The sequence below is a fragment of the Pseudomonas sp. NPDC098747 genome (assembly GCF_044760045.1).
GTDB lineage: Bacteria > Pseudomonadota > Gammaproteobacteria > Pseudomonadales > Pseudomonadaceae > Aquipseudomonas.
On record NZ_JBIWAL010000008.1, the window covers coordinates 1 to 15,827 of the forward strand.

Here is a 15,827-nt window from a genome sequence, read left to right on the forward strand (position 1 = left end):
CGGCGGTGTTAGACCAGCCAAGGTCTGCACCCGCTACCACAGTTCCGACGCTCGTCCCGCCGCCACCTTTAGTGATAAACAGCCCATAGGTGCCCGCTTCGCCTGCACCAAAACTGGCGATGGACACGCGCACTTTTTCTCCGCCCATCCCGTCCATCCAAAGCTGGCCAAGATCAGTGGCGTCAACCGTAGCCCTGATCGCATTTCCGCCATCCCAACCCAGCTTAAGCGCGCTCGGCGTTTGCCCAACTCCCGTACCCTGTTGAACGGGGGTAAAGCCTAACGTGGGCTGGGGCACGTACCCCAGCAATGGCTGGTACGCGGCGGGATCAAAATTGGCCGTGTCCCACACCCGCTGAATTTCCCACGTGCCATTTTCCTGCGAACGGTAATACAGTCCCGTCCCGTGAAAAGGAGACAGGATCTGCAAGCGATAGCTATCGTTATGAATCAAGCTAATGACGTGATGCCAACCGACATCGGGCGCGCCGACCAGTTGTTCACCGAAATAAAAACCGGTCGTGTCCAGGTCATTTAGATCCGTGTTGGAGATAAGCGCCGACGCAGCCCCTATTCCAAATGCGCCCACTTGCATGAGCCGGTCAGCCGTCGCATCAAGCAAGGAGGCCTGGGTTTTATTCTTGAGCTTGAGCGGCGTGATGGCTGTGTTGTCGCTGGCGCCCGCATTTACCTCGGCGTCCGTCGCAATGCGAATGATGCCCGCGACCGCTTCTGTAGCCGGTGGCGCGCCTGCCGCTACAGCCGCCACAGCCTCAATCGCGAGCTGCAAATCCGCCAAAATGGCATCAACGTCGCCATCGTCGAGAACATCATTACCGCTATTATTGGCAATAAACTGCGCGAGAACCGCCGCGATCACTGATGATTGACGCCAAGCTTTGTTGAGTTGCTCGCTTCGCGCAGTGCCAGATGAAAAACCACTGACTCTAGCAGCCAGTGCCGCATAGTCGGCTTGACTCATTACGTTCGCAGTAGAGTTAATCGCGAACGGTAGAAAATCGTTAGTTGGCATAAAACCCTCACTTATCTGTAAACAGTTCCCCAGCTTCCATTGTCGAAGCCGCCTATATATTCGTTGTCAGCGTCAAAACCGAAGATCACCTCCTCATCAGGCGCGACTATGTAATATTTGATTCGAACCCCTTGCGGTTTGATCGGTAGATATCCCCCTGTTAGCAACGCAAGCTCGACCGCAGTAGGGGTCTTTCCAGACACGCCAATGGTCATCGACATATCCTGATTGTCTTCGACGAACACACGGGTATCACCGGTGAATATCGAGTCGTAAATATCCTTCAGCGACTCTGTCGTGCCATCCCAGTGATTCGCCTTGATTCTTGCCCTGAGCAGGGCTCTATAGCTTTCATTGTCGAGAACACTTACTCCACTATCCGGATCAAGCGGCCCCTTCCAAGTGCCTTGATCAAACCCAAGTCCGGGTATGTCGAAGGAGAAATAAACGTCCGCCAGAGGTGTATCAATATTCCTCGAAACTCCAATCCAAACTCCGTCCGCATCCAGCTGGGCGCCGATAGCTGTATCAAGATCGAATGACGGTGAAATCTGATTCGTGACAGCGATTACTTCGGTGATAGGCCGAATGACAGCCTCAACCATCGACATGTACTTTGGTTTATCTGCGTGCTGGCTGGTAATCCTTCGGGTGTAGTCCTCAGCTTTGGCCATATCAGATCACCGTGATGACGACACTGCTCGGAGTGCAGGAAGCCTCTTCATTGAACAAAAGAGGAACATCTGGTGCTCCAAGACCACCGGGACCAGACAGGGTGAAGGAGGAGATTTTGAAGGTATCCCTACCCTCAACACTGTTCGCAACCGTGATCGCATCCCCCCACTCAACAGCGCCGCTCTCCCCGCCACCAAGCTCTACGCTGTTCACATAATCGGACACGTCATTCTGGATGGCTGTCTCGATTGTCGAGGTGTACCCGGCCAGCGCTCGAACCGAAATAGCCACGGTTATCGGCACTGGAGTCGGCCTGAAAAAGCGAATAGTGACGGGGCGCCCGTACTGATCGATTACGCTGGCTGAAGTGTTACCGAACGTTCCGGTACCGGGCGTTTTCTTCAGTGCGATCGCTTGTGCAATTGCTTGAACATCGCCCCCCGCTACAACCAAGGCAATGTGATGCGGAGGAATACCCTTCGCATCAGTCGCATCCGTGTCGTTTTCGTTCGGGACACACTGAGTAACTCCTGGCAGGTCCGCCACGACACCGACCGTGCCGTTGAGCACCGTCCGAGACGGCAGCGCGACGGAATTTTTTTGCCGTCGGCGTACGGTTGCGTCCTCCTCAATTGCAGATCCCGGCGAAGCCGCTGTCGCGTTCGTTACGGACTGCCAGCCACGGATAGGCGTGGCGATTTGGTTGATCTTTCCCGCCCCGGCGGGTGTCGCTCCGACAGTGGTACAAGTGGCGGTAACCGTGATCGTTCCTGGTGTCGGGATAACGACGACACTGGGCAATGCCCACTTCAAACCTTGATCGTCTTGGGCGAGCCCGTTGCTGATGGACGTGCCGGCCTGCCCGATGATGGTGAGGTCAGCTTGTGAGTTGGTGGGTTTTCCGCGTCTTATGCCGTTTAGTTTGATGTTGCTCGATAGGCCGGCCCCTTGGGCGGTGTTTGGAGAAAAAGACAAATAGGCGGCAATTGCAGCGGCGTTGGCATCGCTAAGCGCCAGCGCAATAACTGCTAGGAACTGCCCATCCTGAGAGTCCGGCTCAAGGTACGTATCAGCGCCATAAATCGAACGATAAGAAGCCTTTAGATATTCCAAAATCTCTGCATAGCTCGGCGCCGAAATACCGGTCGCCGATATGACAGCTGCGGTCGGTGATGGCATTTACATAATCTCGGTGAGCTTGGTTTGTCCGTATATCGTGGTAATCGTCGCCACCACCGACAGCTTCCGCTTGTCGGTGTCTACGGTGCTTTCGTAGCGGTCTATCTGCAGTACGCCAGTCGTGTCGAGGATGTAACCTCTGATCGTCATGTCGTACGTGGCGCGAGTCCTTTCGCCGAGAACTTCAGTGCTCCACGGCATGCCTTCTGACGTGTCCAGAAACCACTCACCACGCAGCAGGTTCAGCCGGGTATGGACAGCCTGGGCGACCGCTTCGGGTGTATCAATGTGGAAGTTCGCCTGCTGATTGCCGAAGATGTAATCGCCATTCGCGTCTTGTTTTCGATATCTCATGGAACCGGCTTCCCGCTGTTTCCGTCACCAGGTGTTACCCCGCCGGTAAGGTGGTTCTGCAGGCTGACCGTTCCGGCTACGACGTCATCGGTCGCATCAATGCGCCCGTTAACCTTCATGTTTCCGTTGATGGTGACCAGCGGCGCCGTGAGGTTCAGAGGCCCTGATGTGGATGCGTTGATGGCGTGAGTGGTTGGGTTTATCTCGACAAAAGCCAACCCGTCATCACTGCGCAACTGCGCGGCTTCGGTACTCACTGAAGGAATTGACCTGGGCTTGGAGCGAAACCCCAGAAGTGCTACAGCGTCCGCGATATTGTTCATCCGAAGCGTTGCCAGCGCCTGCACCTCACCCGACTGCCACCATGAATCAAGGCAGCGTGAAGAAATCAGCAGCATGCATTCATCGCCCTTCACCACGGGAAAAGTGAGCGTGCAGCCACCACCCGCAGGAAACTGTGTGGGACAGTCCACGAGCAATGGCAGATCAATATTGATAAAGTCGCCCGCCGGCGTCCGCATCAGGGGCCTTACGGCTGGCTGCACATCGCAGGTCATGGCTTCAGGATCGAAGCTTTGGATGATTCCCGGTAACGATGTCCAGACCTTTGACTGCCAGGATTTCAAGGCAATAGAAAGCCAGTCGACCGGATCTTCAATCCGCTCTTGCTTATTCAATGGAGTCACCCTTGAGAAAAATACTACTTGGATTTGTATTGGTTGCGCCGACCGCTTTTGGCGGAGTCAAATTTTACGGCGATCTCAACGTTAACCGTCCGGGTTGTGTTGGCGATAAAATACACATGGATCAATACAACTATAGGCTGGCATCAACCGTAAAGTGCGAACTTCCAATCATGAACGCCAACCAATACAACGCTGTACACATTAAGCGACCTGGAGGAGGAGAGCAGTTCGGATGCTGGGCAAAAACCCTCGGAGGAAAAGCCCTAATAATAATTTCTGACGGCACAACCGAAACTTGGGACATGCTTAGCTTTGTAGAAGTAGACGTCGATAAAACCGGCAATGGGAAAATTATAAAATCTTACTTCCAGCGAGCCGGATTCGCTAAGTGCCCTACTCGGTGAACATCACCAATACTTAATTGCGCCTTCCGATGAAATAACTCCCGGAGTCATCGCAGAAACTGTCTTACTCTGAACAACTGTAATATCAATCGAAAGACATTGCGCCTCTGTGTACCAGTCATTCTCCCGTGTATCACCGTAATGAGTTGCGGTGAACACCTTGTAAAAACCATCGCTATTGGTGCGATTTTGCATATCGATTGCATAGTTTTGCGCTTGATCAGCAACGCTTATGCCAAATCTGTATTGCTGAATACTGGAGTTATTTATCTGCAACGATCGGCCAATCTTGACGTTTGGATTCAACAACATCTTAACGTTGATTCCGTTCTGGACTTGTTCCGGAAGACCAATCATCCCCGTCGCAGAATTGATGACGGCGGCCCCACCTTCAAGGTAGCCGTTTTCAGGAACTATCGTTAAACGCCCGTCTTGAATGCTCCACGAGCAGCCTATCGTTCGGCTAATATCAGCGAGTTGATCACGAACAAGACCGAACATCGCCACGCCTCTAGGGAGAGCCCATACGGGTAAGTTTGGTGGCAGCTCTGGAGATGTTACGCCATAAGATTCCATAGCCTTTGCGCAAGCATTGATTTGATCTGTCGGGGTAGCGCCGGCAACCAATGTGGTGCTGATAAAAGCAAAGTTGTAAGCGGCATCTCCATCGGCAGCGGTGATATCAATATAAGTGTCAGTCTGACTCTCGCGACCAGGTCGTACCTGCTTTACTGTACCTTCGAAAATTAATCCGTAACTTCCTTCATAGCCGGCCTCAAGTCGAATTCTGGTGAACTCGCGATCTACTTTCAGGGCGGTCTGAGTGCTTACATTGTAAACGCGTATGTCGGCCGAGTTCGGCGTTTGATAGTCTCCGCGCCGTACAGAAAAGCGAATTCTTAGGTCTGACAGGTCGATGGCTTCAGCTTCATCACCGACCGTCAGGCTGATTTTTCTGATGTACTGTGGAACAATCATAAATTCACCACAATCATGACGCTATAAATAATGAAGAAAACACTCTTTGCAGCACCGATTTTCTTTTTTTCCCTCTGCGCAATCGCATCAACCTCATCCAAAGACGAAGATGCAAAGTTCGCAGCAGCATATAAGGCCGAATACGGCGAATACGACGGAACTCGAACCGGACAATTGCTAGAGCAAGCCATGAGCCTTCACAGCCAGTGTCGAGGCGGGTCAGGCGATGATCCTAAAACATGGAAAGCATGCGATAAACAGGAAATACCTGCTAAAGAACTCCAAAAGCTTGGCTGGTGTTACGGCGAAAGCGGACAAAGTGGTTCCGAAGAAAAATGGCACCTCTGCTCCAAGAAGTAAGGATCGCTACTCAACGTACCAATAGAGATGCGAGCCAATACCTAGATTCTCAAACGTTGGTACCGCGTCCGGATCCGCTGTGGTTTGCACCCATAGAGCGTCCGTAAACCCTAGATGGTCATACTGTTCTAGCAAGTTCACGCCCGTTACAAGGGGGATGCCCTGAATGATCGCCTGGCCTTTCATGTCGGCCAGATCCAACACCCATCCCCCTTGCTCGGAGTTTCGCCATTGCACCGTCAACTGGTATTGAGTTCCGGAAAGCGTCACTGAGAACCGCTGCGCATCCGGTGTCAGCGGTATTTCGTAGCTAGGCATTTACTCCTCCATTTGGTGGCTGCCAGCCACCAGGTGCAGGGATGCCAATAATCACATTTTTATCCCCGGTCGGAATGATCTCACCGGTCGATTTGGGAGCTGCTTGCAAATCCCTTCTGGGCAACGTCGTCATTCGAGTGTTCGTGATCAACACCTGGCGACAACTGGCGGTCACCATCAACGAATATTCCGTCTTCGGATCAGTCGTCATGTTCATGCTGCGCAGCAGCATGTTTTTGTAAGTGCGTTTTCCGGTACAGACATCGAAAGGAACGCGTGATGCTTGGAGCGCCAGCAACTGGTGATATACGCTCGAAACATAGTCGGAGCCAACCAGGTTACCCCCCTTGAACGCCGAACCAATCCCCTTCAGGGCACCAACAAACCCATCCAAACTTGCGTTGGCCCACCCGCACCGGATAACGACTTCTGCCGGACGCAGGAACGCGTGATCGTTGATGTTCGCACCAAGCTCAACCGGATGTTCGGTGATCTGCAACTCATCAGTTGCAACCTCCTCAAGCGTCACATGCGCCTGGATGGTTTCGATTGACCGCTTTGGATCAATGGTAATCAACCCTAAGAAATTCGCCATCTAGTAAACCTCTGGGGTATTCATGTTCCGGGCAACCTCAGCACCGACGCGCGTCTGCTCGCCAGCCACGGATCGACCAACTGCCCCCGGGTCGCCGGCACCGTTTACATTGATGGTGGTGTTCTGTACGAACTGGGAAGACAATTGCCCTCTCTTAGCAGCCTCTCTAGCCCTAGATGCCTCTCGCTCTTCAGGAGTATCGCCGGATCCAGGGCGTAGAAAATGACGAGACACTACGCGTCCCGCTGCATCTGCGTTCGTGGTTGCTTTTAGGAGCTGGCCAGCTCTCTGCTCGGCCCCCTGAGTGAGCTCGTAATGCAAAAACTCAGCCTGCTTTATCATGTCGGCGCGGCTATCGTGAATATTGAATCCTGCCCACTTTTCAAAGTTGGCCTGGCGATCAGGATGCCACTGGGCAATGCCGACAGCTTTGCCGCCATCCCCCACAGCTTTTGCATCAAACGTGCTGGTCTCGGCGGCGAGGTTGCCCACGATTCCGGCAGCCTGTTCCTTGGTCCACCCCAAGGATTCGAAGTAATCCATGAGGAAAGTGGCTCTGTCATCGGACCTTTGATGCAGGCTTTTCCAGTCGTGTTTTATACCTGCGTGTACGCCCGCAAGATTCTCTTCAGTGCGCTTTTGTATGTCCTCTTCCGTGATGCCAATGTTCCAAAAATTCCCCAGCTGGCGGCGTGCTAGCGCTTCTGCTGCGGCACGATCCCCGCCTACGGCCTTGGCCATCTGGTCTTGGGCTTCTTTTGATCCTTCAGACTGGTCGCCCGAGAGCAGTACCGCCCCAGCAGCGACCGCCCCAAGCCCCCCGCCAAGTTTAAAAAATGCGTTAGCTAATTTAACGATGCCGCCCACTAGCGGAACGGCTCCAAGCGCCTTGAGCAAAACGAGAAGCGCAATAATCTTGGTGCTCCACCCATCCGTGGCTGTATCCAGATCAACAAAAAAGGTCCACAGCTTGTCGAGGTACGGACCCGCTTGCTGGGCCATCTCTATTAGCACATCAATAATGGCGACCACCCGATCGGCGATCATCGGGGCGTTTTCTTTAAGCCATGTCGCAAATTTTCTGAGTTCCGGCCCAAACTCACGCATAAGCTCGGCTTGAACCTGGATCGATATGAGTTCCAACTCAAAGCCCACGTCCCGAAGAGCCTTCATCAACTGATTGGCGTCTTTCGCGGCTTGATCCATGCCATTAGCGCCCAGGCGCTTTTCCTTCTCCGCCTGCTGGGCGCCGAAGTCGTCCTGCATGATGGCGCGCAACATGCTGTCGCTGATACCAACTTGGCTTGCGTACTGCTGCGCAAGCCAGTAATCCATGCCTTTGAAGGCCTTCCCGAGGTCGACCAACACATCCCCGGTATCACGCAAATTACCGTTGATATCGCGAGTCTGTACGCCCAAGCCTTTCAAATAGGACTCGGCACCAGGAGTGGTACGGATGAAACTGGCAATACCTTCGAGCGCACCTCGCGCCTCATCAGCAGAGGCCCCTAGATCCTTGGCTGCCAGCTCTGAAGCCCTGATCGATGACGCGCTTGCGCCTATCCGTTGGGACGCGAAATAAAGCCCCTCAAGGTTCGAGGCGAAAGCTGAAACACCGGCGGCGACCGTCAGTGACGCGCCGACTATGGCGGTAACCAGCTTGGTAACTGCGGCGGTCGCGTTATTAATCCCGCCGGTGAACTCTTTCAGCTGCTTTTCATCAGTTTTGAAGCCCAGGCCTACCATAAACTCCTTGATTACGTCATCAGCCATTGGCGGCCTCCTGAGCTACCTGAACTCGGTGCTTGTTCTCGGCGCGGACAAGCAGCGAGTCGTTCATTTTTGCAATGTCTGCCAGATCAAGCGTGCCGTCTTTCAGAGACTCATACCGACACATGCCCTCGTGCACAGGAAGCAATAACCAATCCTCACCGTCGGGCATGCTTTCAAGCTCGACCGTCAGGCCTTTGGAATGCCCCGGCCGGTAAGCATCCCGCGAATAAAAGGGCCGAGCGAATCCGTGATGACTCGAATAGCCAGTTTGATCATGACGCCCAGATCGAGGTCATCGAACAAACACACCCGCTGCTGTGTGTTCCACACTGGGTACCACTTGTCATCTTGACGGCGCTGGACGACCGACAGGCAAGTGCCGAGGATGTACTCCGCGGCTTCGTCCGACATTTCAGCAATGCCTTCTGCCAGGGGCGTCATTACTTCCGCCATTCCGCCGATATCGCCACTCAGCGGAGTGAGCAGAGCATTATCGCTTTCAGTATTTCCGGTTTCGCGAGCGGTGGTAGCCAACTTGGTAAAAATTGGAATCAGCGTTGGGAGGATGGGTGCCACCTTGCGCGACAGGTGAAACTGCTTGAAGGCGTCCAGCTTGTTGATGCGAAAGGTGATATCACCCAATTCAAACTCAGTCATAACTACTCCGTTGATTACTCGTAGAACCCGAGAAGGGAATCGATTTTCACGACGTCAAATACCCATTCGATAATGTCGCCGTCCTTTTTGTAGCTAAGGTCGGGGCGCTTTTTGAATGCGCACTTTCGACAGACCGTCGTGTCCTTGCTCGCCGAGTTGAAAATGGTGATGACATTCATCCCCCATAGCGTTGAGCTCAGCGACTGAGCGTCATACAGAAGCATTAGCTTTGCGTTCTGTGGTGAGGTCTTGAGGAAGCGGAGTGTGACGGTCCCGGACTTATCGGCGTGCAATGAATGCATGCCCTCGCCGTCGGCACCGATGGTCATGGTGTTTTTGTCGCCGGCCGCCGAGATGGTGATGCCTTCCTCGGCGTTGGCAGAGCCGGCGCCAAGGTCGATGATTGCGCCGGCGCCCACCAGGGTGGCGACGACGTCCAAGAAACTATACGAAGACATAAGACGCTTTCCCCTTATCGGTTAACGTTGACGATGACATCGACGAAGTGAACGGCGCCGGCCAACTTCACCGCGACCTGGATGACAGGAGCGTTGCGAGCCTCGCGATCAGCTTGTGCCTGAGTGTCGATCGGAGAGGCGTAGACGTAATACCCCATTGTCAGGTACTGGCCAGTCGTCAGCGCGCCGAACGCAGGACCGTTCCACACACCTGGAGCGACCAAGCCATTGTTGACGGCCTGCTCAAGGCGAGACTCAATTGTTGCGGTGATACGGCCGATACCGGGCGCCGTCTGTGGGATTTTGTCGGTGCTGGTGTAGAGCAGATTGAACACGGCAGTCTGCAAATCATTCTGCAGCCAGTCCAGGCCGTGCACTTCATCGAAGAAGTACCCGTTGACCATCACGCCTTCTTGGATGATTGCCGTGTCATTGTTGTAATTGACGAACACGTTGCAGTTTTTATCTGCAAGGGTGGCAGCCTGACCAGTCGTGATGCTTTCGGCGACGATGCCGGGCTCCTGCTTGAACTTCAGCGTGATGGTCGTGTTGTTACCTTGGAAGTTCACCGTGAAGGCCCGACCAAACATCGAAGCGGCGGCGTACGGCGAGAAGCTGGAAAACTGGCTGAAGGTCTTTTTGTAATTGAGGGCTTTTAGCTTGCTGGCAATGTCGACGGTGCTGGTCGGGTCCAACACCAGCGGACTTTGAGTGGTGTAGCCAAAGATTCTCGCCTGACCGGTTCCTTCGATAAACGCGGCGACATCCAGCACATCGGCATCAGTCAGCGATGGGTCGGCCACTAGCAGGCCGTACCAATCGTTAGATTTTGCAGACAGTGCCGCAACAGCCTCTAGCAGCGTTTCGCTGTCCACGCCATTGACCGGTACCGACGCCTGACCGATTTGAAGCCCCAACAACACCGACAAGTCGATACCAGAGAGTGGTGCTTCAGCGTAGGTGATGGCTGAGTCGGCCCCAGAAGTTGAACTTGTCACTTCAAACCGAGCTTGTGTGGCGTTCCAAACGCAGGTGCCCGCAGACGCAAGACCAGTAGTGATCGCTGACGCGACGCCATTCAGGTTGGTGACTGAGGACAAATCAATGGCACTCAACGCCTTAAGCGTGCCGTCAACGCTGATTCTCATCCCGCCAGCAGTGACTGCGGTGAAATTGGATAGCTCCTGCTGAGCGACTGACAATACCGCCCCGTTGAGCACGGCTGCCGTAGCAGTTTTCGCCCAACGCCCCACAAACGACCGCGCTGGCTGCGGCGACTGGCTATAGAAAAGATTATTCGCGATGTACTCGGGTGCGGTGGTTCCGAAGTCGGCCACGACACCGTCGGTATCAGCGTATTCACGAATGCGCTCGGTGACGTCGATCACCGGTGACGCACCCAGGACCAGCAGTGCGCCGAAATCGCGCACAGCTGCGGCCTTTGGCGACATGACGATTTGAACGTTCACGACACCCGAGACAGAAAGAGTAGACATAGATACTCCGAAAGTGAATCAGTCGACGATGCTTATTTCTGCCGACAAAATATTAAGAACGGGATAGGTGCGGACGATCTGGCGCCGCATTTCAAGAAACAGGTCATAGCGACGAATCCATTGCTGGTTCACTAACTCCGGGACCGGTTTCACTTCCGAGGCCGAGACAAACGCCACACGATGCACGCGCAGCGCCTCCCGATTCTGGGGGATGAATATCCCGTCTCTCAGAAGCCCCGCGAAGCCCTGCGACTGGGGGCCGTAGAACGACGCCAGCACAGTGAAAGCTTCGTGACGGCTGTATCGTTCGGCACCGTCGCCGCCGCCGTCATGGGTGATTGACGGGTTCGCGTCACTCTTGGAGTTAGAAACACCAATCGCGCACCAGTTGTCTGTCGGCTCTGGCTGCTTTGGGTTGCCGGGCTGCCAACGGGGCCGAACCATCGGCCCCGACAGCGCGGTAATTCCCTTCACCATCCCCTGCAAGATGTCCTCGAGTTCCACGTCTTCCGCAGGCGCAGCCGTACCCGCCGGCGTTAAATACCCGCCGGTTGCTGAGGTGTTGCTCATGGATTATCCCTTCAGCGGTATGAGGTCACAGTAGGCGCAGACAAAACCCTCGCCGAAGTGCCTGTAATCATCAACGTTGACCACCGTGTAATCGCGCCCCAGCCAAGTCACGATATCGGCGGTGATGCTGCCCGTGCCGCTGGTGAGAGGGAATACGGTGTGGACCTTGATAGAACCCTTTTTACGTTCGCCTCCCGCGAACCGCTCAAGAAGATCACCCTTGTCACTGGTGACCACACCGGCAAAGGTCGTGGGCTGCGTGATAGCCACAGCCCGACCGGTTTCGCCGACGGTCTGCGTGCTACGCGTACAGATCAATCCTTCATCCATGAAGTCCGGATCCAGGAGGATTTCCGACACGTCTAGAAGAGCCATAGATCACACCTTTTTCCGCACGACATACGTGATCGAGTTACGCAGCTGGCCTGTGTCGATCAGCGGTTTTTCGCCAGTGCGACCACGCTTGCGACGGGCTGAAAGTGTTCCCTCGGCCAGTGGCGCGTGATCCCCGCTATTGATCTGGTATCGAGCCCCAGCCTGTCCGACCAACCCCGCCGCATGAAGCTCGTTTTCGACCTTCGCCTTATCGCTACTCAAAGCTGCCTTGGCGGCCTTCTTCATGTGGTTTTCGATACTCTCCTTTCCCAGCTCAACACCTGGAATCAGAAATGGGCGAGCAGGAATATTGGCCGCTGGTGCGCCGAACTCATGGATGTAACCAAGCTGAGCGTTGTTGATGGGCTCGCCCTCTTTGCGCTCAGCCTTGGATGATGGAATCCCAATCAGCACTTGTTGCTTGGTGAGCGCCTCAATTGCTTCCAGGACCTTGGCGGTATGATCTTGAACGACGACAGGCTTCATAGCTGCATACCTCCCATACCCACCATCTGGGCCAGTTCGGTGTACTGAATGCCGTAGGTGGTGAGATTCATCGCGCTACCGTCCTTGGGCGTTAGCGCCGACGTGGCATAGGTTGCGCTTACCCCGGCGACTGACTTGCTGATCAGCGGCCCCTTCGCCTGACCCGGTGCGCCACCAACTGCCGCTGCTCGCTTATTGGCTGTAGCAACGGTCAGGAAGTGAGCTGTGTAGAGTCCGAGGCCCGTGTCCAGGTAGTCGCACCAGCGATCCGGCGCCAACACCTTGATAGCCAGGTTCAACCAAAGATTGATGGCAGAGTCAGGGTACTTACTGGTATCGGCGAACTCGGGGAAGTCAGCGCGGAACTGTGCGACATCCATGGCTCACTCCTTCTTGGGTCCGGAATTTCCTTTTTGATCAGATTTTTTACCGTCGTCCCCGGCATCGCCACCAGGCTCAGCCGCAGCAGGATCGACAGGCCCTTTACCGCCTTCGTCGGGCTTAGCCTTCAATGGCTCAAGGTGAGCCTTAACAAACCAATGGTTGATCAACTTATCGTCGATCTCTTGAGTTCCAGAATCGAACTCAATGACACCCTTGATTGTCGTCAATTTGAAGGGCTTGATGACGTTTCGAGTAGCCATGATGCCCCCTCAAATCCCGTCGCGGTAGCCGATGGTTTCGCTGTAAACGATTTCCACCACGCCCAGGCGACCGTAGTAGGTTGTGATTTGGCGGATCCCGCGATATTCCAGAGGTGTGCGCTGAAGTGGTACGAGTGGGAACCGGACGCGATCCTTATCGTTGGTGTAAGCGATCATCCGATGGCTACCGGAGGTACCACGTCCTGTCAGCCATTTAAGCGGCTGGATGTTCGCCGGACGCCCGTTGATAGAGTTCGCAATGCTGTTCTGCTTCAGGTATTCCAGAATCGAAATGTTGCCTGCGTCCGAAACCTTGCGATTCACCAGCATGCTGAATTGCTTTGGCGGAAGACGGATTTCACTTGGGCAAACTGCAAAGCCAGCGTTTTCCCACGTACTGGAGAGCAAATCATCCACGTCCGCGAGAATCTCGTCGTGAGTCGCGGTCGCCCAGTCACCCGTGATGGCGTTGCTTACGTTGCTGACCTGCGATGAGTTCAGCAAACCTTCTTCGCCAAGCTCGGTATCACCGATGTACACCTGCTCGTCAATGTCCATGTTGTGCTTGAGCTTCATGGCGTTGAACTTCTGACTATCAACCGGACGTCCGAGCTTCTGAGCAGATGCCAGCTCAGGCAGGGTCCAAGAAAGCTCCATACCCCACAGAGGCAGAGGCTTTGCAGTTTTGTTGATATCCAGTGCCAAGCTTGCAATTGCACTGGAGTCATTGCCGATCCATGCCTTGCCGGTCGGGCTGGTGCCGCCGACAGCAGTGAATGTGGAGTTGGTAAAGCTGGAGACTTCATCGGCGATGCTGACGTCTTCGCGCAGCTGAATATCGCGCCCCCACGTCACGGACACCAGAGGCGCGTGCAGGGTTTGGTCCAGCCGCTCCAATTCACCAATGAGGAACACGCCTGACGAATCGATGGTCTGCGCGTCGAAGGTCAGCATGTTATCTACGGTGCGCGCGCGCTTGAAATGGCGCGGCAAAATCAACTTGCTCATTGAGCGCTCCTTAAATGTTGTAAGCAATTTCGACGTTGCCGGATGCATCGGCAGCGCCCATGAACGTGGCGCCTGTGAGGGCGACGGTATTGGAGCTATCAGCGACTGCTTCGATGCCGCCGATTGGCTTATCAGCGGTAGCGGCTGTAATGCGCACATGCACCTGGCCCGCCTTCGATGCAGTACCGGCGTTCAGCTTGACGGTCATGTAGCCTCGGCGCAGCACGTCGCCCACAGTGTTAGTCGGCCCCATGATTGCCGTGAAGGTACTACCTGTGTAGGGGTAGGCCCGCACCAGAAAGCCATAGATCACACCGGCCGCGTCACCGTCGGCCAATGGGACAAGCTTTCCGCCTACGATCTTCCCCGGCACGCCGAAAACGCTGAACGGGTTAGATGCGTTCAGTTGAACCGGCTCGATAGTCGACTGGCTGGCTCGGGTCACATCACCAGGAATGCCCGCGCTCATCCGATATAAAATTGAGTTACTCATGGAAAATCCTCTTAGCCGCGGCCTTGGCCGCCCCAGTATTCTTGGTTGCGTTTATTGATCTCAGTCGGACTCAACGGCGCCCGACCGAAGTCTTTGGTGCTGATCGTTGAGCGAGTGGTGATCGAATTATTTCGAGTCTTGGCTAGTTCTGAGGCGCCCATAAATGCCGCGCTCACCTGATCATTCGTGAACGTGGAAAGCTCGCGTCCGAACAGAAACGGCGCCACTGCTGCTGCGCCGTCCTCGGTCTGCATGGCTTTGGCCAATGCCTGACGCTGACAGGAGCAGATGTGGTCGACGGTTTTGGCCTTGGCATCCTTGGTGGCAAATGAAATGCCAGGAGACAGAATTTCGGCCCGGGACAACACGTCCGCTAGCTCGCCGGAATCATTCGTGCGTGAGTTAGCAGAATCGTCGTCATCGACTACCGTGCCTGAATCCTTGGTTGGCTCGGTCTTCTTGGCCTCCATGTCACCGACACGCTGGGACAGGGTAGCAACGGCCTCGGTAAGATCCTTGAGCGCATCCAGAGTCGCGCCATCAGCGGTCTTAGCCTTATTTGGCTCACTACCTTCGTCTACCGTCTCAGCTTCCTTAGCCAGCGCTTCAGCGGCCTCGGAATCCTTGGACATAAAGGCTGCGCGAAGGCGATCAGCAAAGGTGCGTTTCGGCGGCTGGGTATCTGTTGTTTTCATTTCGTCTCCAATTGCACATCGCGAGCCACAACGGCCACGCTCTACTAGGGCTACGTGGTTCCCCACAATGTTTGTTTGCCTTCCGCGTCCACGCGCCAACTGCTCGTAATCGGCGTCATAACCACAGGACACTTGACGCATTGGCTGGATAGGCCGACCGGTTGAGCCGTCTGCTGTCTTCCTAATCAGCTCGATTGCCTTGGCATCGGTGATCAGCAGGTCGGCCAACATGAGGTCGCTTTCGATGCCCTCGCCGCGCCGGACGTTTTGCGTAACCCCCATCGTTAGCTCTCGCCAATTGTCCGGGTTCACGAAGTCATCAGGGTGCAACAGGGTTACGGGCTTGCCTTCAAAGCTGGCCAATGTCTCGGGGCGGAATACCTCATCAGCATTGCGCTCGATCATCACCTGACCGCCGGAACCGCCCTCAACAGGCACTTCGCTTTCGTCGTAGATCAAAGTTCCAGTCCGAGCTATTGGCACCGCCTCGCAGAGCAGGAAGCCCTCTGGCGTCATTCGTTGGCGCTCGCTCAACTGTTCGGGCGCAAACCATCGCCCAGTTTCGTCTAGGGTTCTCACTTGCATGATGA

General features: G+C 54.9%; 22 protein-coding genes and 1 pseudogene. 2 read left to right on the plus strand and 21 right to left on the minus strand.

Translation table 11 applies throughout. From position 1 onward, the window contains the following. From ACIQVE_RS07000 to ACIQVE_RS07020, 5 genes and pseudogenes are all read right to left on the minus strand, one after another. Positions 1 to 1,033 (minus strand): annotated as a pseudogene (locus tag ACIQVE_RS07000) (hypothetical protein); the annotation flags it as partial. 11 nt (positions 1,034 to 1,044) lie between these two features. Beyond that, positions 1,045 to 1,707 (minus strand): DUF2612 domain-containing protein, encoded by a 663-nt coding sequence (locus ACIQVE_RS07005; RefSeq protein WP_402806011.1) that lies wholly within the window; start codon positions 1,705 to 1,707, stop codon positions 1,045 to 1,047. Between the two features lies 1 nt (position 1,708). Next, entirely contained in the window at positions 1,709 to 2,887 is a 1,179-nt protein-coding gene (locus tag ACIQVE_RS07010; protein WP_402806013.1) for a baseplate J/gp47 family protein, read from the minus strand. Then, positions 2,888 to 3,241 carry a hypothetical protein gene (locus tag ACIQVE_RS07015; RefSeq protein ID WP_402806016.1) on the minus strand — a complete coding sequence of 118 codons (354 nt, stop codon included), beginning with the start codon at positions 3,239 to 3,241 and terminating at the stop codon, positions 2,888 to 2,890. Next, positions 3,238 to 3,918 carry a Gp138 family membrane-puncturing spike protein gene (locus ACIQVE_RS07020; protein WP_402806018.1) on the minus strand — a complete coding sequence of 227 codons (681 nt, stop codon included), beginning with the start codon at positions 3,916 to 3,918 and terminating at the stop codon, positions 3,238 to 3,240. Before ACIQVE_RS07020 ends, ACIQVE_RS07015 begins: the two co-directional genes overlap by 4 nt. 11 nt (positions 3,919 to 3,929) lie before the next feature. Between ACIQVE_RS07020 and ACIQVE_RS07025 the strand changes: the two genes are divergently transcribed. Next, entirely contained in the window at positions 3,930 to 4,331 is a 402-nt protein-coding gene (locus ACIQVE_RS07025; RefSeq protein ID WP_402806020.1) for a hypothetical protein, read from the plus strand. A gap of 3 nt (positions 4,332 to 4,334) precedes the next feature. Here the strand turns inward: ACIQVE_RS07025 and ACIQVE_RS07030 are convergent, their stop codons facing one another. Continuing rightward, positions 4,335 to 5,309 (minus strand): phage protein, encoded by a 975-nt coding sequence (locus ACIQVE_RS07030; RefSeq protein WP_402806022.1) that lies wholly within the window; start codon positions 5,307 to 5,309, stop codon positions 4,335 to 4,337. A gap of 30 nt (positions 5,310 to 5,339) precedes the next feature. Here ACIQVE_RS07030 and ACIQVE_RS07035 point away from each other — a divergent pair, with 30 nt between their 5' ends. Beyond that, complete coding sequence (locus tag ACIQVE_RS07035) at positions 5,340 to 5,669, plus strand: hypothetical protein (protein ID WP_402806025.1); 330 nt, start codon at positions 5,340 to 5,342, stop codon at positions 5,667 to 5,669. A 6-nt stretch (positions 5,670 to 5,675) separates the two neighbouring features. Here ACIQVE_RS07035 and ACIQVE_RS07040 read toward each other — a convergent pair whose 3' ends face one another. Genes ACIQVE_RS07040 through ACIQVE_RS07110 form a run of 15 tightly spaced genes read right to left on the minus strand, consistent with a single transcriptional unit; the run spans position 5,676 to position 15,822 of the window. After that, positions 5,676 to 5,987, minus strand: coding sequence for a phage baseplate plug protein (locus ACIQVE_RS07040; protein WP_402806027.1), 312 nt, complete (start codon positions 5,985 to 5,987; stop codon positions 5,676 to 5,678). Then, the gene (locus ACIQVE_RS07045; RefSeq protein ID WP_402806029.1) at positions 5,980 to 6,582 is read right to left on the minus strand and encodes a phage baseplate protein; all 603 of its coding nucleotides are present in this window, start codon (positions 6,580 to 6,582) and stop codon (positions 5,980 to 5,982) included. Before ACIQVE_RS07045 ends, ACIQVE_RS07040 begins: the two co-directional genes overlap by 8 nt. Next, on the minus strand, positions 6,583 to 8,355 hold the full coding sequence (locus ACIQVE_RS07050; RefSeq protein ID WP_402806031.1) for a phage tail tip lysozyme: 1,773 nt from the start codon (positions 8,353 to 8,355) through the stop codon (positions 6,583 to 6,585). It abuts the gene before it with no gap. After that, on the minus strand, positions 8,348 to 8,524 hold the full coding sequence (locus ACIQVE_RS07055) for a DUF6889 family protein (RefSeq protein WP_402806034.1): 177 nt from the start codon (positions 8,522 to 8,524) through the stop codon (positions 8,348 to 8,350). The genes ACIQVE_RS07050 and ACIQVE_RS07055 overlap by 8 nt, the downstream gene beginning before the upstream one ends. Before the next feature lie 17 nt (positions 8,525 to 8,541). Next, entirely contained in the window at positions 8,542 to 9,012 is a 471-nt protein-coding gene (locus ACIQVE_RS07060) for a phage tail assembly chaperone (protein ID WP_402806036.1), read from the minus strand. Positions 9,013 to 9,026: 14 nt separating this feature from the next. After that, the gene (locus tag ACIQVE_RS07065; RefSeq protein WP_402806038.1) at positions 9,027 to 9,470 is read right to left on the minus strand and encodes a phage structural protein; all 444 of its coding nucleotides are present in this window, start codon (positions 9,468 to 9,470) and stop codon (positions 9,027 to 9,029) included. A 14-nt stretch (positions 9,471 to 9,484) separates the two neighbouring features. Beyond that, the gene (locus ACIQVE_RS07070) at positions 9,485 to 10,966 is read right to left on the minus strand and encodes a DUF3383 domain-containing protein (protein WP_402806041.1); all 1,482 of its coding nucleotides are present in this window, start codon (positions 10,964 to 10,966) and stop codon (positions 9,485 to 9,487) included. Positions 10,967 to 10,984: 18 nt separating this feature from the next. Further along, entirely contained in the window at positions 10,985 to 11,536 is a 552-nt protein-coding gene (locus ACIQVE_RS07075) for an LIC_12616 family protein (protein WP_402806044.1), read from the minus strand. A gap of 3 nt (positions 11,537 to 11,539) precedes the next feature. Further along, a complete protein-coding gene (locus tag ACIQVE_RS07080) occupies positions 11,540 to 11,911 on the minus strand; it encodes a hypothetical protein (protein WP_402806045.1) in 372 nt (123 codons plus the stop codon). 3 nt (positions 11,912 to 11,914) lie between these two features. Further along, positions 11,915 to 12,397, minus strand: a complete 483-nt coding sequence (locus ACIQVE_RS07085) for a hypothetical protein (protein WP_402806047.1) — start codon at positions 12,395 to 12,397, stop codon at positions 11,915 to 11,917. Next, a complete protein-coding gene (locus tag ACIQVE_RS07090) occupies positions 12,394 to 12,777 on the minus strand; it encodes a DUF4054 domain-containing protein (protein ID WP_402806050.1) in 384 nt (127 codons plus the stop codon). The genes ACIQVE_RS07085 and ACIQVE_RS07090 overlap by 4 nt, the downstream gene beginning before the upstream one ends. A 3-nt stretch (positions 12,778 to 12,780) precedes the next feature. Next, positions 12,781 to 13,041: a hypothetical protein gene (locus tag ACIQVE_RS07095; protein WP_402806052.1), complete on the minus strand. Its 261-nt coding sequence runs from the start codon at positions 13,039 to 13,041 to the stop codon at positions 12,781 to 12,783. 9 nt (positions 13,042 to 13,050) lie between these two features. After that, the gene (locus ACIQVE_RS07100; protein ID WP_402806053.1) at positions 13,051 to 14,049 is read right to left on the minus strand and encodes a DUF2184 domain-containing protein; all 999 of its coding nucleotides are present in this window, start codon (positions 14,047 to 14,049) and stop codon (positions 13,051 to 13,053) included. Positions 14,050 to 14,059: 10 nt separating this feature from the next. Beyond that, positions 14,060 to 14,542: a hypothetical protein gene (locus tag ACIQVE_RS07105; RefSeq protein WP_402806056.1), complete on the minus strand. Its 483-nt coding sequence runs from the start codon at positions 14,540 to 14,542 to the stop codon at positions 14,060 to 14,062. Positions 14,543 to 14,553: 11 nt separating this feature from the next. Further along, on the minus strand, positions 14,554 to 15,822 hold the full coding sequence (locus ACIQVE_RS07110) for a DUF2213 domain-containing protein (protein WP_402806058.1): 1,269 nt from the start codon (positions 15,820 to 15,822) through the stop codon (positions 14,554 to 14,556). Between the last annotated feature and the right edge of the window lie 5 nt (positions 15,823 to 15,827).